We start from the raw sequence: 18,639 nt of genomic DNA on the forward strand, positions 1-18,639 counted from the left end.
CGGCTGAAGCCGCTCCTACACGTCAGGCCTGGCACTCCATGGCCAGGCATTCGCGAACGCGCGCGCCAGTGGCGCTCGATGTTCCGCATCGATGCTGCCGTCCATGGCGCAACCATCCCACACCAGATCGTCCGGCCTGGCCATCCATGGCCAGGCATTCGCGAACGCGCGAGCCAGTGGCTCGCAAGCGCGTTCCCTCACCCCTTCACGCTGCCGAGCAGCAGGCCCTGGATGTAGTAGCGCTGCAGCGCCAGGAACAGCGCCAGCACCGGGACCACCGTGACCACGGCGCCGGCCATCATCATCTCCACGTCCATGATGTGCTCGCGCGACAGCGCCGCCAGCGCCACCGGCAAGGTGTAGTGCTCCTGGTCGGTCAGCACGATCAGCGGCCACATGAAGTCGTTCCACGCCGCCATGAAGGTGAAGATGGTCAGCGTCACCAGCACCGGCTTGAGCATCGGCAGCACGATCTGGAAGAAGATCCGCAGCTCGCCGGCACCGTCGATGCGCGCGGCCTCCAGCAGCTCGTCCGGGATCGAACGCGCGTACTGGCGCACCAGGAAGATGCCGAACACCGTCGCCAGCGCCGGCACGACCACGCCGCCGAAGTTGTTGACCAGGTGCAACTGCTTCATCAGCAGGAACAGCGGCAGCATCGCCACCTGCGCCGGGATCACCAGCGCCGCCAGCAGGATCTGGAAGATCCGTTCCTTGCCGACGAAGCGCAGCTTGGCGAAGGCATAGCCGGCCATGGTGTTGATCAGCAGCGAACCGAAGGTGATCGCACACGACACCAGCAGGCTGTTGGCGAAGTTGCGGGCCATGCCGGTGCGCGAGAACAGCTCGCCATAGTTGGCCAGGGTGGCGCCGGTGGGCAGCATCGGCGGCGGAAAGCGACTCGCTTGCCCGGCCGGCATGAACGACACCGACACCATCCACAACAGCGGCGCCAGGCTGATCACGGCGAGCAGCAGCAGCCCGCCGTTGACCAGCAGCGTGTTCCAGCGCGAGGCGCCGATCTCCCGGCTCATACCAGGTCCCTCTTGCGGCCGAAGCGCAGCATCACCGTCGTCACTCCCAGGATGATCAGGAACAGCAGGAACGCCACCGCCGACGCGCGGCCGAGGTTCCACCACTTGAAGCCTTCCTCGAACATGTAATACAGCACGCTGACCGTGCTCTGCAGGGGATCGCCGCGGGTCATCACGTAGGGTTCGGCGAACAGCTGGAAGTAGCCGGACACGGTAATCACCCCGACCACCAGCAGCACCGGCCCCAGCATCGGCAGGGTGATGTGCAGGAACTGCCGCCACTTCGAGGCGCCGTCGATGCGCGCGGCCTCGTACAGGTCCTGCGGGATCGCCTGCAGGCCGGCGAGGAAGATCACCATGTTGTAGCCGAAGTTCTTCCACACCGCGAACAGCATGATGGTCGGCATCGCCCAGTGCGGGTCGCCGAGCCAGTCGATCGGGCCGATGCCCAGGTGCGCCAGGCCGTAGTTGACCAGGCCGTAGCTGGTGTGGAACAGGTAGCGCCAGATCACCGCCACCGCCACCAGCGTGGTCACCACCGGCGCGAACAGCGCGGTGCGGAACAGCGCCTTGAAGCGCGCCACCGGCGCGTTCAGCAGCAGCGCCGCGCCCAGCGAGGCGCCGATGGACAGCGGCACGCCGACGATCACGAAGTACGTGGTGTTCCACAGCGACTTCCAGAACATCGGCGTCTGCAGCAACTCGATGTAGTTGCCGAAGCCGACGAAGCGCAGGTTGTGGCGGTCGGCCAGCGAATACAGGTCGAAGTCGGTGACGCTCAGCGCCAGCGCCGACAGCACCGGCAGGCCGAAGAACACGCCGATCACGATCAGCGCCGGGCCGGCGAACAGCCAGCCGATCAGGGAACCGCGCTTCATGGCGCCGCTCCCGCGGCCGGCGCCGCCGTGCCTTCGCGGTGCTGCTGGTGGATCCAGCGGCGTTTCTCCAGGATCTCGTCGACCCGCTTGTCCAGTTCCCGCATCGCCTTCTCCTGCGGCTCGCCGCCGCGCACCACGCGCTCGGTGGCCAGCCGCATCTCCTGCACGATGCGCTCCCACTCCAGCACCTTCGGTGCCGGCTTGACCCGCTCCAGCTGATCGCGGAAGGCGTGCGCCAGCGGATCGTCGGCCAGCGACGGATACGCCCAGGTGCTGCGCCGCGGCGGCATGTCGCCGATCAGCGCGTGGAAGCGCGCCTGGATCTGCGGCCGCGACAGGAACTCGATCAGCTTCCACGCCGCGTCCTTGTGCTCGGACTTGCGGAAGATCACCAGGCTGGTGCCGCCGGCGATGCCGGCGCCGGGGCCGTCCGGGCCCGGCAGCGGCATGGTGCCCCACTGGTCCTTGAGCGCAGCCGGCTGCACCTTGCGGAACTCGCGGATGTTCCACGGGCCGGAGATGTAGAACGCGTAGAAACCGTTGAAGAACTCGTCCCAGACGTTGGAGATCTGCGTCTCCGACATCTTCGGCGCCCAGCCCTGGTCGAACATGTTGGCGTAGAACGCCAGCGCCTTGCGGAAGCCGGGGCTTTCGAAGTTGCCGTAGTTGTTGTGGTCGCGCAGCAGCGGATCGGGCAGTTGCAGGCCCAGCGACAGTTGCTGCTCGAACTCGTTGAGCGGCATCAGGATGGCGTAGCGCTTCGGCCCGACATGCTTCTTCACCGCCGCCATCGCCTGCTCCCACTCGGCCCAGGTCTGCGGCAGCTTGGTCACCCCGGCGTCGCGCAGCATGTCCTTGCGATAGAACAGCAGGCGCGTGTCCACGTACCAGGGGATGCCGTAGAGCTGGCCATCGATGACGCTGGTGTCCCAGATGCCGGGGAAGTAGTCCTTCGGGTCGACCACCTTGGAGCGCTCGACATAGGGCTGCAGCGGCTGCAGCGTGCCCAGTTCGGCGAATTCCGGGATCCAGGTGTTGCCCAGCTGGCACACGTCCGGCAGGCCGTCGGCGGCGAAGGCGGTCAGCAGCTTCTCGTGCGCGGCGGTCCACGGGATGTTCTGGATGTCCACGTGGATGCCGGGATTCTCCTTCTCGAACTCCGGGATCAGCTCGGCCACCACCTCGGCCTCGCGGCCCATCGCCCAGAACCGCACCACCTCGCCCTGCGGCGCGCGCGCGCACCCGCACACGGCCACCATCAGCAAGCCCAGCGACACCCAACGACCGATCATGCGTGCTGCGCTCATTCGGGCTTCTGCGGCTGGTGCTGGTCGGGGTTCTGTTGCGCCTGCGCGGCGGCGGCGCGCGATTCGGCGATGCCGATCGCCCGCGCCGCGGCGGCCTGCTCGTCCTTCTTCGGCACCGGCTGCGCCTCGCCCTCCGGAGTCAGCCAGCCGCCGCTGAAGCCGGCGCGCTCCAGTCCGGTGCGGATGTACTTGTTCTTCTTCATCACGTTCCAGACGAACTCGTTGCGGTAATTGGCGATCATGGTCAGGATCGGGCCCTGGTCGATGCCGATGTAGTCGCTGGAGACCCAGCCGCGTCCGGGCACGACGCGCCCGGTCTTGAGCGGGATATCGTAGTTGAAGCTGGGGTTGAACGAATCCAGGAAGCCGTAGCTGGAGTAGATGAAGTCGCCGTAGCGCTTGTGCATCTCCTCGGTGGCCGGAATCACCACTTCCGGCGCGAACACCAGCGAGGCCACCGCCGCGGTCGGCGCGATGGTGCCGTCGTCGAAGTTCTCGCGTAGGCCGGCGCCGCGCGAGGAATAGTGGCGGAACTGGCGTTGTTCGCCGCGATACTCCTGCTCGGTGTTCTGCGGCCCGTCGCTGGCGGTCAGGCCCCACACGTTCTCGCCGTAGTCCTTCCACTTCATCGGATTGGCGATGGCGTACTCGCGCTGCGCGAGCACCGCGCGGCGGCTGTTGAGGAAGTAGTCGATGCCGCGCTCGCGCATGTACTGGTCCTGGATGTCGCGGAAGTCGATCCAGACATGGCTGTACTGGTGCGCGAACATCGGCCCGAACGACAGGTATTCCTGGCCGTAGTAGACGCCCCAGTCATTGTTGTAGGTGCGGGTCCACACCGTCCACGCATCCGGGCTCACCGCATGGGTGGGCGATCCCAAGGCCAGCACGTACAGCATCATCGCTTCGTTGTAGCCCATCCAGTCGTGGCTGATGAAGCCGCTTTCGGGGAACCAGCCCATCGAGATCAGCGGATCGCGCTGCTGCAGCCAGGTCCAGTCCACGCGCCGGTACAGCGTGTCGGCGATCTCGCGGATCTCCTTCTCGCGCGGGTCGTCGCCGTCGTAGTACGACTGCGCGAACAGCACGCCCATCATCAGCAGCGCGGTATCCACGCTCGACAGCTCCACCCAGCTGTCGTAACGGTGGCCGTTCTGCATGTCCAGAAAGTGGTAATAGAAGCCCTTGTAGCCGGCCTTGCCGGTGCGCTGCGGGCCGACCGGAGCATCGCGGAAGAACTTCAGCGTGGTCAGGGTGCGATCCACCGCCTGGGTCCGGCTGATCCAGCCGTTCTCGATGCCGATGGGATACGCCGTCAGCGAGAACCCCACCGACGCGATGCTGGCGAACGGACGCGACGGGAAGCGGTCGGGGGTCAGGCCATTGGTGTCGTTGGTGGTGTCCCAGAAGAACTGGAAAGTGCGCCGCTCGATGTCGCTGAACAGCTGCGGCAGCTCGGGCTTCAGCGGTTTGGGCGGCAGTTCCGCCTCGACCAGGATCACCTGCACCGGCTTCTTCTCCACCGCCTTCGGCTCCTCGACCTTCTTACACGCCGTCAGCAGCACCCCTGCTGCCATCACCATCAACGAAAACCTGATGAACCTGCGCTGCTTCTTCATCGTGCCCCCCGTGAAATCGTTTACATGCACGCAAAAAAATACCCCACTTCCGCATCGCCGCGGCCCCCGGTGCACGGGAGCCGCGGCGACCTTGCTTACCAGTTCAAGCCGAACGACAGCTTGAACGTCCGCATCGGCGAGGCGAGCACGCCGTTCGGCGTACCGAACGCCGTATTCAGATCGGCGTACGTTCCGGTTGCGGTGTTGTAGTCCGCGTAGTTGGTCCAGTTGAACAGATTGATGACATCGGCGCGCACGTTGAACTTGATGCCCGACCCGGTATCCCATTCCTTGTTCGCCGCCAGGCTGAATTCCTTGTAGCCCAGCGTGGCGTCCGGCTTGTACTGAATGATATAGCACTGGTCGTTGCCCGCCAGGCAGTTGGTGCCGTAGCGCGGGGTCTGGCTGGCCAGCGACAGCTTGGCCGACAGGGTGACGTCGTACGGCAGATCGTAGATGCCGGTGATCACCAGGCGGTTCTTCGGGATGCCGCCGGCCTCACGCCAGCCGTAGCCGGCCATCGACGGCTGGTCCAGCGCATAGTGCTCGCCGTACTGGCGGTTTTCCTTCGCGTCGGAGAAGGTGTAGGCCACGGTCAGGCCCCAGCCGGACTCCTTGTCGTAGGGCTTGTCCAGCTTCAGCGCCAGCTGGTTGTTGCGCGTCTTCAGGCCGTTGGTGCCGAGCACGATCGCGCTGTAGCCATTGGGCGAGTCGGTGGGCACGCCGGAGGTGGTGCCGGGCAGGAAGAACGAACCGTCGGCACGGCGGTTGCCGCGCAGGAACACGAAGCCGTCCTCGCTGACGATGTGGCTCAGGGTCACGTCCGTGTACCAGTCGTTGCCCCAGAAATGCAGCATGTTGCGCATGCCCAGGCTGAACTGGTCGGAGTACGGCACTTTGATGTTGTTGTCGATCAGGTACACCTCGCGGCCGCCGCCGGTGCCGGCGGTGGTGGAGGCGGCCAGCCCGTTCAGGCCGGCCTGGGTCGCATAGCTCGGGTCCCATGCCACGCACGGCTGGCCGAGGCACGGCGTGTTGGCGCTGCTGAAGTAGTAGCTGTAGGAGCGGAAGTTGTTGTTGAGCTGCTCCAGCGCCAGGTAGTCGAACAGGTTGCGGTCGTACGCACGGCCGGCACCGCCGTAGATCACGTGCGCCTGGTCGCCGAACAGGTCGTAGGAGAAGCCCAGGCGCGGCTGCCAGGCATCCTTGAACGCCTTGCGGTTGTTGCCGGTGCTGATGTAGTTGGCGATGTCGTAGTTGGCGTTGTCCAGATTGCGCCAGTTCAACAGCGCGCTGGCGACGTCGGCCGGGGTGACGAAGTCGAGGAAGGACGGGGTCTTCTCGTAGTCGTAGCGCACGCCCAGGTTCAGGGTCAGGTGCTCGTTGACCTCCCAGTCGTCCTGCAGGTAGATGCCGTACTGCTTGTTCTGCGACTGCACCGAACCGCCGTCGCCGGTGTCGCCGAAGCGCACCCGGTACGGGGTGCCGACATCGCTAAGGATGTTGTAGTAGTACTGCGGATTGGCCGGATTGATCTGGGTCGAATCGAGCTGGATGTCCTTGTACTTCAGACCCATCTTGATGGTGTGGCTGCCGTGCCAGTCGAGGCTGTTGAGGGTCAGGTCGTCCTGCAGGGTCCAGCCCTTCTGGCCCTTGTTCTGGAAGCTGCTGCCGGCGCCGGCGCTGAGGATGGTGGTCTCGTTGCCGGCCTGCGGTACGTAGGACAGCACGTAGCCGCTGCCGTCGGTGAGCGGGGTCTGGGTCCAGAACGCGCTCTCGTAGCTCAGGTTCAGATCGTTGAGGAAGGCCTCGCCGCTGTACTGCCAGCGCAGGTTGGCGCGCTTTTCCTTCTGCCCGTTGCTGCTGCCGTGCTGGTAGGTGGTGGTGTTGCCGATGTCCGACAGCTCGTCTTCCTTGCGGTACTTGCCGGTCAACTCGAACAGGTTGTTGTCGCCCAGGGTCCAGTCGATCTTGCCGAAGTACAGGTCTTCCTTGAACGGCGTGCTGTAGGTGGCGACCAGCGGCTGCAACTGCGCCGGCAGCTGGTCGACGCGGTCGGCGTAGATGCCGCCCGGAATCACCGTGTTAGGCGTGGTGTATTCCTTGGCCTCGTAGGCCACGAAGAAGTGCGCGCGGTCCTTGAGGATCGGGCCGCTGAAGGTGGCGCCGTACTGGGTCTCGGAGAAGTCGTCGCGCTGGCCGGCCTTGCGCTCCAGCGGGCTTTCGGCACGCCAGTCGTCGTTGGTCGTATCCCAGAAGAAGCTGCCGTGGAAATCGTTGGTGCCGGACTTGGTCGAGGCGACGATCGCCGCACTGCTGACCTGGTCGAACTCGGCCTTGTAGTTGGAGGTGATGACCTTGTACTCGCCGATCGCCGACTGCGGGAACGGGTTGCCGCGGCTGGAATCCTGGCCGCTGACGCCGCCGGTCAGCACGTAGTTCTTCTGGCTGATGCCGTCGATGTAGACGTTGGTGCCGTTGGCCGAGGTCGCGCCGGAGCGCACCGTGGTGTTGCCCTTGGCGTCGCGCTGGAACTGCACGCTCGGCACGCTGTCGGCCAGCTCAAGGAAGTTGCGCGTGGCCTGCGGCAGCTTCTCGATCTGCACGTTGGAAATGTAGGTGGCGTTCTCCGAGGTACGGGTTTCCACCAGCACCGGCGGCGCCTGCACCTGCACCGCGTCGAGCGTGGTCGCGCCCTGCCCGTTGGCGGTGGCCGCTTCGCCGCCCACGCCCAGATCCAGGGTGGCGGTCTGGCCGACCTGCACGGTGACGTTCTGCGAGGTGGTCTTGCCGTCGGCGGTGACGTCGATGCGGTAGGAACCCGGCGGCAGGCCGCCGACCGAATAGGTGCCGTTGCTGGTCTGCACGCTGCGGCTCAGACCGGTGGCCAGGTTGGTGGCGGTGACCTGCGCGGACGCGGCCGGCGCCGAATCGACCTTGACCTGGCCGCGGATGGTGGCACCGGTGCTTTGCGCGAACGCCGGCGCGGCGCCCAGCAGCAGACAACTGGCGAGGGCGCAGCTCAACAGCTTGCGCGTGGGCCGGGCGGAGTGCGGGGTGTGTTGCATGTGGGGTTTTCCCTCCAGGAAGACGTGATGCTCGTTATGGGTGGTGCGTGGTGCTTCGATGGAACGAAGTGGAACAAGCGATGCGGCGCAGAAGAGTGCGTCGCATCAGGAACGGGCCGTGCTGGAATCGCGCACGACCAACGTAGGAACCAGGGTCTGCCGCTGCCGGTCGTCCGCGTCGGGCCGATCGATCAATTGCAGGAGGCGGTGCATCGCCTGCTCACCAAGCCCGGCGATGCTGACGCGCATGGTGGTGAGGGATGGGTGAACGAAACGCGCCAGCGGAATGTCGTCGAAGCCGGCCAACGCGATGTCGTTGGGCACGCGCACGCCGCTCTGGGTGAAGGCGTAGAGGCAGCCGAGCGCGGTCATGTCGTTGGCGGCGAACACCGCATCGGGCAGCGTGCCCGCCTGCAGCATCGCCTGTCCGGCGCGATAGCCGGAGGCTTCGTCGAAGTCGCCCGGGAACTCCTGGCCATGCGCTTCGCCGGAATGGCGTGCCACGGCGTCGCGGAAGCCGCGCAGGCGTTCGCGCGCGTCGAAGTTCAGTTCCGGACCGCCGATGAAGGCGATGCGGCGATGCCCCATCGCCAATAGGTGCTCCGTCATCGCCACCGCGCCGGCGTGGTCGTCGATGCTCAGCACCGGATATTCGGTGCCCGGCAGATGGGTGTTGATCAACACCGTCGGCAACGCCTGCGGCAGGTTGTCGGTGAGAAAGCCCGGGCGCTCGGCATACGGCGACAGCACCAGCAGGCCGTCGACGCGGCCGCGCATCGCCCGCAGCGCCCGCCCCTGCTCTTCCGGGTCGCCGTGGTAGCTGGACACCAGCAGGTGCTGGCGGCGCGCGCGGGCGGCACCGTCGATGCCGCGGATCAGTTCGGAGAAGAATTCGCCGTACAGGTCGGGCAGCACCACGCCCAGGGTCTGGGTGCGGCGGCTGCTGAGGCTGCGCGCCGCCGCATGCGGGCTGTAGCGCAGGCGCTCGGCCACTTCCAGCACCAGGGTCCGCACCGGCGCCGCCACGTTCTCGTGGCCATTGAGCGCACGCGACACGGTGGCCACGGAAACCCGGGCCTCGCGTGCGACGTCTTTGATGGTAACCGCGCTCTTCGCCATCGTGCCGCCCTCCGCGGCAGAGACCTTGAGAAACTGGCGCGGACTGTAATCGTTTTCAGCGCGAGGCAGAAGCCCTTTGTTATTTTTACAATAAACGCCTTATTTTTCAGCCACTTGAATAATGAGAAACCGGTCGGAATCGTGCCGCAATGCAGCATAATCCAGGTGCAGATTCCGCTTTTTCCCGGGGTGCACACCCCTGTTTGGACCGGTAGCAGCCGTCGCCGGCGGGTGTCAGCCGCCCGTGCCCGGCACCTCGACGCGGATCGACAGCGCATGGATATCGGTCTGCATCATCTCGCCCAGCGCCGCGTAGACGGCGCGGTGTCGGGCCAGCGGCGCCATGCCGGCGAAGGCCGCACTGACCACCCGTACATTGAAATGCCCGCGGCCGTCGCGCGCGCCCGCATGGCCGGCATGGCGATGGCTGTCGTCCTCCACCTCCAGCGCCTGCGGCGCGAACGCCGCCTCCAGCGCGGCGCGGATCCGCGCCACCCGCAAGGTGCCGACCTGGCTCATGGCAGCACCTTGCGGAACGGCCGCACCTCGACCCGGGCGTAGACGCCGGCATCGACATACGGATCGGCCTCGGCCCAGGCCCGCGCCTCGGCCAGCGAGTCGAACGCGGCCACCACCAGGCTGCCGCTGAAGCCGGCCGGACCCGGATCCTCGGCGTCGATCGCCGGGCACGGCCCGGCCAACAACAGCCGCCCGGCTTCCTGCAATGCGGTCAGCCGCTGCAGATGCGCCGGCCGCGCCGCCGCCCGCCGCGGCAGCGCATCGGCCACGTCGTACCCCTCGATCACGTACCACATCGCGTCTCCGCCCTCGTTGCCTATCCAAAGACCTGTCATTGTAGAACCTGCCCTGGCACGGCGGCGCTGGACACCGACCCCGCCGGCGCATTACCCTTGGTCGTATTGCACGCGGCCGGATGCAGCGGCCCGTCGGTGATCGGCGACCCCAAGCCCCTTCCGACGACCGATTCGCTGCCTGACACCGCCCGCGCAGACGTCCTCCTCTGCAGTTCCCGCCGCCACGACACGCGTGGCGTGCGTCGTGTGTCTTGTTGAAGTACCGAGCGCGTTGCGGGGACGACGCGCCATTGAACCGCAGCACTGCCGGCAAGGAGCCGCGCCGGGTCGCGCCTGCCCGGCCCTTCGCTACCGCAACACCGATGTCCAACCGATGACTTCCGAACTCGCGCTCGACGCGAACCCGCCAACCCAGACGACCCCGCCACAGCAGCAGGAAATGCCGCTGGCGGTCGTGCATGGGCAGCCGGTACTGCAGATCCCGCAGGATCTGTACATCCCGCCGGATGCGCTGGAAGTGATCCTGGACGCGTTCGAAGGCCCGCTGGACCTGCTGCTGTACCTGATCCGCCGGCAGAACCTGGACATCCTGGACATCCCCGTCGCCGAGATCACCCGGCAGTACGTGGACTACATCAACGTGATGCAGGAGCTGCGCTTCGAACTGGCGGCCGAATACCTGGTGATGGCCGCGATCCTGGCCGAGATCAAGTCGCGGATGTTGCTGCCGCGGCCGCCGGCCGAGGACGGCGAGGAAACGGACCCGCGCGCCGAACTGGTCCGCCGCTTGCAGGAGTACGAACGCTTCAAGCAGGCGGCCGAGGACATCGACGCGCTGCCGCGGCAGGACCGCGACACCACCCCGGTGCACGCCCATGTGCCGGACCGTGCCGCGGTCAAGCTGCCGCCGCCGGTGGAGTTGAAGGAAATGCTGCTGGCGCTGTACGACGTGCTCAAGCGCGCCGAACTGTTCAGCGGCCACGCCATCAAGCGCGAGGCGCTGAGCGTGCGCCAGCGCATGGGCGACGTGCTGGGCCGTCTGGACGACGGCAAGTTCCACCGTTTCGAATCGCTGTTCAGTGCCGAGGAAGGCAAGCTCGGCGTGCTGGTCACGTTCCTGGCATTGCTGGAACTGGCCAAGGAGCAGTTGCTGGACATCGTCCAGGAGCCGCTGGCGCACGTCCCCGCCGAGGCCGCCGAGCGGCCGCCGATGCCGCCGATCTACGTCAAGTCGCTGGCACTGGGCAACACCAACGCGCCGCTGCAGTTCAACAGCGAGTTCGACGACAGCGACGCCGCCGACGCCACCACCTGAGCCACCGAGAACCCGCCCCCGCATGGATCAAGCGCTGATCAACCGCATCGTCGAGGCCGCCCTGCTCGCCGCCAACCAGCCGTTGCCGCTGGCGCAGTTGCACGGCCTGTTCCCGGAGGAGGAACCCGCGCCGCCAGGCAGCATCGAGCGCGCGCTGGAACTGCTGCGCGAGGCCTGCGAGGGCCGCGGTGTGGAACTGGTCGAAGTGGCCTCCGGGTTCCGCTACCAGGTGCGCAGCGACGTGCACGCCTGGGTGGCGCGGCTGTGGACCGAGCGCAAGACCCGCTACACCCGCGCCACGCTGGAGACCCTGGCGCTGATCGCCTACCGGCAGCCGATCACCCGCGGCGAGATCGAGCAGGTGCGTGGCGTGGCGGTCAGCAGCAACATCATCCAGGCGCTGGAAGAGCGCGAGTGGATCCGCGTGGTCGGGCACCGCGACGTGCCGGGCAAGCCGGCGCTGTTCGGCACCACCAAGACCTTCCTGGACTATTTCGGGCTCAAGCGCCTGGACGAACTGCCGCCGCTGTCCGAACTCAAGGACATCGGCGAACTGGAGCCGCAGTTGCCGCTGGACCGCGACGCGCTGCCGGTCGGCGACATGGCCCAGGCCGACGCCGCACCGGGCGACGCCGCCGATCAGGGCAACCAGGGCGACACCACGGCGCAGGCCGCAGCCGCCGGCGAACCCGCCGAGCCTGCCGCGACGGCGCAGGCAGACGCGGCCGATGCCGACGCTGCCGCCGACGCAGAAGCACGCGACACCGCAGCACCGCACACCCCCGTGACCGACGACGCCCACGCGCCGGCGGCCACGGATTCCACGACCGCCCCGACGGGCGAACCCGAAGCCGCGCCGGGAGAGCGCGCGGCGGATGCGAACGAAGCCGAAGACAACGCCGTCGCGACGACGACCGTGGCTGTTGACGATGCCGATTCCGAACCACAGGCCGACGCGCAACGCGCCGGCCGGAGCCAAGTAAATGAGTGACACCTCCCGCAAGCTGTCGTTGAACAAGCTCTCGCTCAAGCGCGACGCCGCTGCCGCCGAGCAGCCGAAACTGGAAGAACGCCTGCACAAGGTCCTGGCCCAGGCCGGACTGGGCTCGCGCCGGGCGCTGGAACAGCGCATCGCCGACGGCCTGGTCAAGGTCAACGGCGAGGTCGCGCAGACCGGCATGTCGATCCGCAGCGGCGACAAGATCGAGCTGGACGGCCGCAGCTTCGTCGCCAGCGCGCTGACCGAGCCCTCGCGCGTGCTGATCTACAACAAGCCCGAAGGCGAAGTGACCACGCGCGAAGATCCCGAAGGCCGCCCGACCATCTTCGAGGCGCTGCCGGCGCTGAAGGGCGCGCGCTGGATCGCGATCGGCCGCCTGGACATCAATACCACCGGCCTGCTGCTGCTCACCACCGACGGCGAGCTGGCCAACGCGATGATGCACCCCTCCTACGAGATCGAGCGCGAGTACGTGGTGCGCGTGCGCGCCCCGGAAGGCGAAGAGACCGTGCCCGACAGCATGATCGAGCGGCTCTCGCGCGGCGTGCTGCTGGAGGACGGCGGCGCCAAGTTCGACGAGATCGAACGCATCGGCGGCACCGACTCGCACGACTGGTTCCGGGTGGTGGTCAAGGAAGGCCGCAACCGCGAAGTACGGCGCCTGTGGGAATCGCAGGGCTGCCAGGTCAGCCGGCTCAAGCGCACCCGCTACGGCAAGATCGCGCTGCCGCGCGAACTGCTGCGCGGGCATTCGATGGAACTGGCGCAGGACAAGGTCGAGGCGCTGCGCGCCGAGCTGAAGCTGGAGGAAGGCACCCCGTCGGCGCTGACCCTGCAGCCGGTGATCGGCCAGCGCAAGGCGGCCAAGGCCACCGTGCAGGTCGGCCGCGGCGGCAACGCCTACGTCAACGGCCACAACACCGCCGACGAAGGCCGCGAGCTGCGCCGCTTCGACACCTTCCGCGAAGACCGCGGCCGCGGCCGCGGCGGCAAGAAGCCGCACGGCGGCCTGACCGTGAGCGGCGAAATGGCCGCCAAGCAATCGCAGAAGCCGTTCAAGCAGCGCACGCCGAAGGGCCCCAAGCCGCTGCCGGACGGCAACCCGGCCGCGTTCCGCACCTGGTACGTGCCCGATGGCGTCAGCACCGGGCCGACCGGCCACCGCAATGCCGGTCCCGGCGGTCGTGGCCAGGGTCAGGGTCAGGGGCGTCCCTACGCCAAGCCGCGTCCGGCCGGTGCCGGCGCCGGTGCGGGCGCCGGCCAGGGCCGCGGTCCGGGCCAGGGCCAGCAGCGCAAGGCGCACCCCTACGGGCATCCGGGCAACGCGCCGAGCTTCCCGTCCGACCACGCCACCCCCGGCTTCAACCCCTACGGCGCCGCGCCGCGCGCCGCGCGCCCGGCCGGCGGCCAGAAGCGCGGCCCGGGTCCGGGCGGACGCCCCGGCGGCGGCAACCGCCCGGCCGGCGGGCGTCCTCCGGGTGGCGGCGGCCGTCCCGGCGGCGGCGGCAACCGCGGTCCGCGCGGCGGCTGAGGACGACGCCGGCGCCGTGCGCGCCGGCCCGCTCCTCACCCGACAGGGCGCCTGCGCAAGCGGCGCCCTGTTTTTTTATGGGGACGCTATCGATCACGGGGACGGCGCGCGCCGTCAGGCCGCGGCAGCCCCCTCACCCATGTGATGCGACGGCCCGTATCGCGGCCGCCCCGCGTGCACTCACGCGCCGGCAGGCGCGTTCTTGCAGTCCGCAAACCCCGCCGGGACCTGCCTGGCGGTCCACTTGCCCTGAGACGCTGTCGAAACGAGCAGCGCCGAGGTTGCGTCGTAGCTGGGGGCCTGTGTCGCGCCGAGCCTGGCCAATCCCGTGTCATGGAAGCACAGACGCACGGACGTGGCATCGGCCGACAGCACCTCGAAGCGCATCATCCAGCCCTTGTCGGCCTCGAGCAGGCGCGCGCCATGGGCGGTTTTGGTGATATCCACGAAGCCATAGTCCGCGAACGTCGTCTTCCCAGGCAGGCGGCGGGGGCCGACCGAGTTGGGGAACGATGTGAGATCAAGCTGCTGGACGACCGCGTCGACGACGCCTGCCTGCTGCGATACGGCCGGAGACGACACGCCGAGGCCAAGCGCGAGAAGGCCAACAAGCATTCCGGAGGTCATGCGGACGATCTCGCGCGCGGAGGGAGGCGTGGATGATAAGCACCGGGGACGCCGGCGCCCAATGGAGATTGCCGCATGCGGTGGCCGCCGACCAGGCGGCACCCGACCGCGTCTCGCAGGCTCGAACGACAGGGGCGTGGCGACATCAGCCCACCCGCCATCGCGCCGTTCGCCCTGCGCGGACGAAGCCGATATCCTGGCGCATCTGGCGGCCGCCGCGGGTGGCCGCCCTCACCGACCAGGAATTCCCGATGACACGGAAGATGAAGATCGCCCTGCCGCTGCTGATCGCCGGCGTACTGAGCCTCGGCGCCTGCCAGAAGGCGCAGCAGAAGGCCCAGGAAGAGATCGCCGCAGCGCAGAACCCCTACCCGGCCAGTTCGCCGCTGCACGCGCCGTTCGACCGCATGCTGCGCAAGCTGGCCAACGACCCGCGCTACGTGGCGTTGCTCAAGCAGAGCGGCCCGCAGGCGCAGCAGGCCGGCTTCCAACTGGCGCAGAACGGCATCGCGCGACTGGACCACGCCACGCTGGAACAGCGCCTGCAGATCCTGTCGCAGGTCAGCGACAAGGTCGACGTACCGCAGTGCGCCGTGCTGGCGCGCGGCGGCAACCCCAACGATGCGCAGGCGCTGAGCGCGGCGATGCTGTCGGGCCTGGAAAAGCTGCCGCAGGCGCAGATCGACCGCTGGTTCGACGTCTCGCTGAAGGCCACCGACGCGGAGTTGAACAAGACCCCGGCGCAGCCGGTGAGCCAGGAGCAGATCCAGGCGGCGATGGGCACCCTGGTCAAGTCGCTGCCCGCCGACCAGCAGCAGCGCCTGATGCGGGTGCTGCCGGAGATCGCCAAGGCCAGCGACGAGGACGCCTGCTGGACGGCGCGGACCCTGTACCGCCAGGCCCTGGCGACGCCCGAGCCGGTACGCGGCCAGTTGGCCTGGGTGTTCGCGCAGCAGTGATGGGCTTGCTGCACGGCGCAGCGGCCGCGCTGGCCGCTGCCTGTGCGGCAACACGTACATGCCGCGCAACCGAACGGCGACCGCGCTGCTATCTCTCGCCTGCCAGCTCCACACGAGCATGACCGCCTGGCCGCATCACGTTCGAGTACCAGGATGCGGGAAAACTGCGCGTACCTGCGGTCGCGCAATCGTCGTCCTGCAGCACGCGCGCCGCTCCCAGGTTCGCGCCCCGGCCCAGCAAGGTGCGCGGCAGCGCCAGCAACACGAACCGGCCGTCCTGCAGCACGGTCAGGGCCAGCCCGTAGCGTTCCAGGTTGCCGCTGGCACCGGGCAACTCCTCGGCCACGCGCAGGAACGGGCTGCGCATTGCCAGTTCCGCCTCGCTCAGCGTCCGCAGGTAGTAGCGACGGCCCTTTAGCCAATATCCGTTCCAGTGTGCATCCCAATACGGGCCTGCCACCGCCAACTGCTCACGGATGTCCGCGCGCAGACAGGCGATGTGCAGGTGCAACTGGTTCTGCGAAGGCAGCGTCTGCGCATCCACCACGACGGCCACCGCAGTATCCGGAACCGGCGCACCCAGCAAATCCGACAGCACGCCACGGGCCCGCCACGCCAGCCAGAAGTAGTTCGGCGTGTCCTGGCGCTGCAACGCGAGATTGGCGGCTCCGATGATGCGGCGGGTCGGCACCAGCCAGGCATGCGCTCGGCCGCGCTCGTCCTGCAGGAGAGCATAGCCCTGCGCAGGGTCCAGGGTCCGGCACGGCGCCGGCACCCCGGAGCCCCGCGCACTGACCTCGCAGCGCCGGTGGACGAGATGCCACAAGGCATTGGCATGATGGCGATATATCGCCAGTGCGGTCCCCAGCCACATCAAAGCGAGCGCCACGATGCCGAAGGCGCGATATCCGGATCTGCTCATCTACGACTTCTCTTCCACAGCCGCGTACGCAGCCGACAAAAAGAAACGCGTCCTCGGACGCGCTTGTGACCAGGAAAATGAAAGGAAGCGCCGGCCGACACAGAGGCTTCCGGCCGGCGCCAGCGGTGCTTGTTACCAGACCATACCCGCGCCGACGGCCACGCCGGCATCGCCGCGCGTGGTGGCGCTGGCGTTGACCTTGAACAGGTAGCGGCCGCTTCCGCTGATCGTGGAAACGCCGAACGCGATCGCCTGTTCGCCACGGAACGAGCTCAACGAGACGCCCGCCGCGCTCTGGTCCGGTTGATACGCCTGGGGCAGGCTGGCCATCGCCATCGCCGCGGCCACGCCGGCGCTGGCGCGCCGATCCACCTGATCCACGCGGGAGTCGGTGTAGGCGCGCGACCAGTCCTCTACGCTGTCCAAGCCATCCTGCAACTGTCCCAGGTTGACCGCATCGGTGCGTTCGGTGCCGGCGGCGACGTTGGTGATCTGGCGCTGATTGCTCGCCGAACCGACCGAGACGGTGTCGGCACGGTCGGCGACCGAGCCCTGCCCCATGGCAACACTGTTGGACTCCGTGGCAGTGGCGCCTTTGCCTACGGCAACGCTACCCGCACCTGATGCGACCGCATCCGCCCCCACCGCCGTCGCGTTCGTGCCACTGGCCGTGGTGTTGCTGCCCATCGCCGTGGTGCTGGCGCTCTTGGCCGACGCAGTAGGCCCAACCGCGACCGAGGTGCCGTCATTGCCCACGACGACCAACCCATCGTTCGTCGCCGATGAGGCGCTCGAACCGTTGCTGCCATTGCTGCCATTGCTGGCGGGGCTGACGCTGCCGCTGCCGCTTTTGCTGGGATTTCCGGAGATGCCGCCAATGGACTGCTCGAGCGTGGTCAGCGAACTCTGTAGCGTGGAGAGCGAATTGGAGTTGTCCTGCACCTTCTGATTCGTGGCATACAGCTGCGAACCGTTCACCGCATCGGTGCTGCTGGCGCTCAGACGGCCTGCGGCCACATTCTGAATCTGCCGCTCCGCCCCCACCGCGCCGACACTGAACGCACCGACCGGCGCGCTGCCGGCGAAGTTGTAGCTGGAGCCACCGAGCGTTGTGGAACTCACCGCCGTGGTCTCCACGGTACGAGTACCCGAGCCGATCGCCACGTCCTTCGCATTGCTGGCGACCGCATCGGGGCCGATCGCGACGCTGTCGGTGCCGGTCGCGACGCTATCGCTGCCCGTCGAATTGACCCGCAGGTACTTCACACCGTCGCCGCCCTGGATACCCTTGACTGCACCGTCGAGCTTGCTTAGCTCGGTGTTGGTGGCATACAGCTGCGAGCCGTTGACCGCATCGGTGCTGGTCTCGGACACGCGGCCGGCGGCCACGTTGGTCACCGTCCGCTCGTGGCCGGCGCTGCCCACGCTCACCGTGCTGGTCGGCGCGGCGCCGGCGTAGCGGTAGGCGGTGCCGTTGAGGGTCCCGCCGGTGGTCGCCACCGCCGCGTCCGTGGTGCTGCCGCTGCCCAGCGCCACCGCGCCGGCCTGCGCCGCCGCCGCGCCTGCGCCCAGCGCCAGGCTGTCGCCGCCGCTGGCCGTGGCCGCCTTGCCCAGCGCCACGGCGTTGGCCACGGCCGAATCGTTCGCATCGCCCGCCACCGCCCTATTGCCCAGTGCCACCGCGCTGTCGCCGTACGCGTTCGCCGCCGCTCCCACCGCGGTGCTTTGGGCGCCAATAGCATTAGCGAAGGCCCCTATCGCCATACCATCCTTGCCGCTGGCAAGGGCAGAGACACCCATAGCCATGGCATCTTTGGCGATAGCCTGGGCGCTGGTGCCGAAAGCGCTGCTGTAGACGCCGCTGGCGTTGGCGCCGGTGCCGAAAGCGCTGCTGCCGCTGCTGGTGGCCTTGGCCAGGTAGCCAGCGGCGCTGCTGTAGCCGCCGCTGGCCTCGGCCAAGGTGCCGATGGCGCTGCTGGCGGCGCCGGTGGCCTTGGCCTGGTAGCCGATGGCGCTGCTGTAGTCGCCGGTGGCCTCGGACGCGTTGCCGACGCTGATGCTGTTGAGAGCTTGGGCCTTGCTGTTGTTGCCGACGGCGATGGCAGCGCCGCCGCTGGCCGTGGCCGCCTTGCCCAGTGCCACGGCGTTGGCCACGGCCGAATCGTTCGCATCGCCCGCCACCGCGCCATTGCCCAGTGCCACCGCGCTGTCGCCGTACGCGTTCGCCGCCGGCCCCATCGCGCTGCTGTTGGTACCGCTGGCAGTGCTGTCGGCCCCGGTCGAGTTGGTGTGGGCGTATTTCACGCCTGCGCCTTCCTGAATGCTGGTGACGGCGGTGCCGACCTTGCCCAGTTCGGTATTGGTGGCATACAGCTGCGAGCCGTTGACCGCATCGGTGCTGGTCCCGGACACGCGGCCGGCGGCCACGTTGGTCACCGTCCGCTC

General features: G+C 68.0%; 15 protein-coding genes. 4 read left to right on the top strand and 11 right to left on the bottom strand.

Annotated features, from left to right (window positions below):
* Positions 1-197: 197 nt before the first annotated feature.
* The 8 genes from ACHWVH_RS19800 to ACHWVH_RS19835 form a co-directional block, all read right to left on the bottom strand.
* Positions 198-1,034, bottom strand: coding sequence for a carbohydrate ABC transporter permease (locus ACHWVH_RS19800; RefSeq protein ID WP_017909683.1), 837 nt, complete (start codon positions 1,032-1,034; stop codon positions 198-200).
* Positions 1,031-1,912: a carbohydrate ABC transporter permease gene (locus ACHWVH_RS19805; protein ID WP_010342668.1), complete on the bottom strand. Its 882-nt coding sequence runs from the start codon at positions 1,910-1,912 to the stop codon at positions 1,031-1,033. Before ACHWVH_RS19805 ends, ACHWVH_RS19800 begins: the two co-directional genes overlap by 4 nt.
* Positions 1,909-3,204: a sugar ABC transporter substrate-binding protein gene (locus ACHWVH_RS19810; RefSeq protein WP_043095594.1), complete on the bottom strand. Its 1,296-nt coding sequence runs from the start codon at positions 3,202-3,204 to the stop codon at positions 1,909-1,911. Before ACHWVH_RS19810 ends, ACHWVH_RS19805 begins: the two co-directional genes overlap by 4 nt.
* 11 nt (positions 3,205-3,215) lie before the next feature.
* Complete coding sequence (locus ACHWVH_RS19815) at positions 3,216-4,802, bottom strand: glucoamylase family protein (RefSeq protein ID WP_394687819.1); 1,587 nt, start codon at positions 4,800-4,802, stop codon at positions 3,216-3,218.
* A 131-nt stretch (positions 4,803-4,933) separates the two neighbouring features.
* Complete coding sequence (locus ACHWVH_RS19820) at positions 4,934-7,906, bottom strand: TonB-dependent receptor domain-containing protein (protein WP_394687820.1); 2,973 nt, start codon at positions 7,904-7,906, stop codon at positions 4,934-4,936.
* Positions 7,907-8,011: 105 nt separating this feature from the next.
* Positions 8,012-9,025, bottom strand: coding sequence for a LacI family DNA-binding transcriptional regulator (locus ACHWVH_RS19825; protein WP_152182033.1), 1,014 nt, complete (start codon positions 9,023-9,025; stop codon positions 8,012-8,014).
* Positions 9,026-9,259: 234 nt separating this feature from the next.
* Positions 9,260-9,544 (bottom strand): BolA family protein, encoded by a 285-nt coding sequence (locus tag ACHWVH_RS19830; RefSeq protein ID WP_394687821.1) that lies wholly within the window; start codon positions 9,542-9,544, stop codon positions 9,260-9,262.
* A complete protein-coding gene (locus ACHWVH_RS19835; protein ID WP_017909689.1) occupies positions 9,541-9,840 on the bottom strand; it encodes a YciI family protein in 300 nt (99 codons plus the stop codon). Before ACHWVH_RS19835 ends, ACHWVH_RS19830 begins: the two co-directional genes overlap by 4 nt.
* A gap of 373 nt (positions 9,841-10,213) precedes the next feature.
* Between ACHWVH_RS19835 and ACHWVH_RS19840 the strand changes: the two genes are divergently transcribed.
* The 3 genes from ACHWVH_RS19840 to ACHWVH_RS19850 are packed head-to-tail and all read left to right on the top strand — an operon-like array spanning position 10,214 to position 13,686.
* Entirely contained in the window at positions 10,214-11,155 is a 942-nt protein-coding gene (locus ACHWVH_RS19840) for a ScpA family protein (protein WP_017909690.1), read from the top strand.
* A gap of 22 nt (positions 11,156-11,177) precedes the next feature.
* Positions 11,178-12,146, top strand: a complete 969-nt coding sequence (gene scpB / locus ACHWVH_RS19845) for an SMC-Scp complex subunit ScpB (RefSeq protein WP_152237425.1) — start codon at positions 11,178-11,180, stop codon at positions 12,144-12,146.
* On the top strand, positions 12,139-13,686 hold the full coding sequence (locus tag ACHWVH_RS19850; protein WP_267099383.1) for a pseudouridine synthase: 1,548 nt from the start codon (positions 12,139-12,141) through the stop codon (positions 13,684-13,686). The genes scpB and ACHWVH_RS19850 overlap by 8 nt, the downstream gene beginning before the upstream one ends.
* Before the next feature lie 180 nt (positions 13,687-13,866).
* On the opposite strand, the gene ACHWVH_RS19855 is transcribed toward ACHWVH_RS19850, so the two are convergent.
* On the bottom strand, positions 13,867-14,313 hold the full coding sequence (locus ACHWVH_RS19855; protein ID WP_295952520.1) for a pesticin immunity protein: 447 nt from the start codon (positions 14,311-14,313) through the stop codon (positions 13,867-13,869).
* Positions 14,314-14,576: 263 nt separating this feature from the next.
* On the opposite strand from ACHWVH_RS19855, the gene ACHWVH_RS19860 reads away from it, so the two are divergent.
* Positions 14,577-15,272 carry a hypothetical protein gene (locus tag ACHWVH_RS19860; protein ID WP_043095602.1) on the top strand — a complete coding sequence of 232 codons (696 nt, stop codon included), beginning with the start codon at positions 14,577-14,579 and terminating at the stop codon, positions 15,270-15,272.
* 88 nt (positions 15,273-15,360) lie between these two features.
* Here the strand turns inward: ACHWVH_RS19860 and ACHWVH_RS19865 are convergent, their stop codons facing one another.
* On the bottom strand, positions 15,361-16,194 hold the full coding sequence (locus ACHWVH_RS19865; RefSeq protein ID WP_226978622.1) for a CDP-diacylglycerol diphosphatase: 834 nt from the start codon (positions 16,192-16,194) through the stop codon (positions 15,361-15,363).
* A gap of 132 nt (positions 16,195-16,326) precedes the next feature.
* The coding region (locus ACHWVH_RS19870; RefSeq protein WP_394687822.1) for a YadA family autotransporter adhesin at positions 16,327-18,639 on the bottom strand (2,313 nt) is incomplete at its 5' end.

The organism is uncultured Xanthomonas sp. (genome assembly GCF_964278005.1).
GTDB lineage: Bacteria > Pseudomonadota > Gammaproteobacteria > Xanthomonadales > Xanthomonadaceae > Xanthomonas_A > Xanthomonas_A sontii.

What these genes read in the sequence shown, in the direction of transcription:
- ACHWVH_RS19800 (WP_017909683.1), bottom strand. Translation starts at nt 1,034, where the DNA reads ATGAGCCGGGAGATCGGCGCCTCGCGCTGGAACACGCTGCTGGTCAAC.
- ACHWVH_RS19805 (WP_010342668.1), bottom strand. Translation starts at nt 1,912, where the DNA reads ATGAAGCGCGGTTCCCTGATCGGCTGGCTGTTCGCCGGCCCGGCGCTG.
- ACHWVH_RS19810 (WP_043095594.1), bottom strand. Translation starts at nt 3,204, where the DNA reads ATGATCGGTCGTTGGGTGTCGCTGGGCTTGCTGATGGTGGCCGTGTGC.
- ACHWVH_RS19815 (WP_394687819.1), bottom strand. Translation starts at nt 4,802, where the DNA reads ATGGTGATGGCAGCAGGGGTGCTGCTGACGGCGTGTAAGAAGGTCGAG.
- ACHWVH_RS19820 (WP_394687820.1), bottom strand. Translation starts at nt 7,906, where the DNA reads ATGCAACACACCCCGCACTCCGCCCGGCCCACGCGCAAGCTGTTGAGC.
- ACHWVH_RS19825 (WP_152182033.1), bottom strand. Translation starts at nt 9,025, where the DNA reads ATGGCGAAGAGCGCGGTTACCATCAAAGACGTCGCACGCGAGGCCCGG.
- ACHWVH_RS19830 (WP_394687821.1), bottom strand. Translation starts at nt 9,544, where the DNA reads ATGAGCCAGGTCGGCACCTTGCGGGTGGCGCGGATCCGCGCCGCGCTG.
- ACHWVH_RS19835 (WP_017909689.1), bottom strand. Translation starts at nt 9,840, where the DNA reads ATGTGGTACGTGATCGAGGGGTACGACGTGGCCGATGCGCTGCCGCGG.
- ACHWVH_RS19840 (WP_017909690.1), top strand. Translation starts at nt 10,214, where the DNA reads ATGACTTCCGAACTCGCGCTCGACGCGAACCCGCCAACCCAGACGACC.
- scpB (WP_152237425.1), top strand. Translation starts at nt 11,178, where the DNA reads ATGGATCAAGCGCTGATCAACCGCATCGTCGAGGCCGCCCTGCTCGCC.
- ACHWVH_RS19850 (WP_267099383.1), top strand. Translation starts at nt 12,139, where the DNA reads ATGAGTGACACCTCCCGCAAGCTGTCGTTGAACAAGCTCTCGCTCAAG.
- ACHWVH_RS19855 (WP_295952520.1), bottom strand. Translation starts at nt 14,313, where the DNA reads ATGACCTCCGGAATGCTTGTTGGCCTTCTCGCGCTTGGCCTCGGCGTG.
- ACHWVH_RS19860 (WP_043095602.1), top strand. Translation starts at nt 14,577, where the DNA reads ATGAAGATCGCCCTGCCGCTGCTGATCGCCGGCGTACTGAGCCTCGGC.
- ACHWVH_RS19865 (WP_226978622.1), bottom strand. Translation starts at nt 16,194, where the DNA reads ATGAGCAGATCCGGATATCGCGCCTTCGGCATCGTGGCGCTCGCTTTG.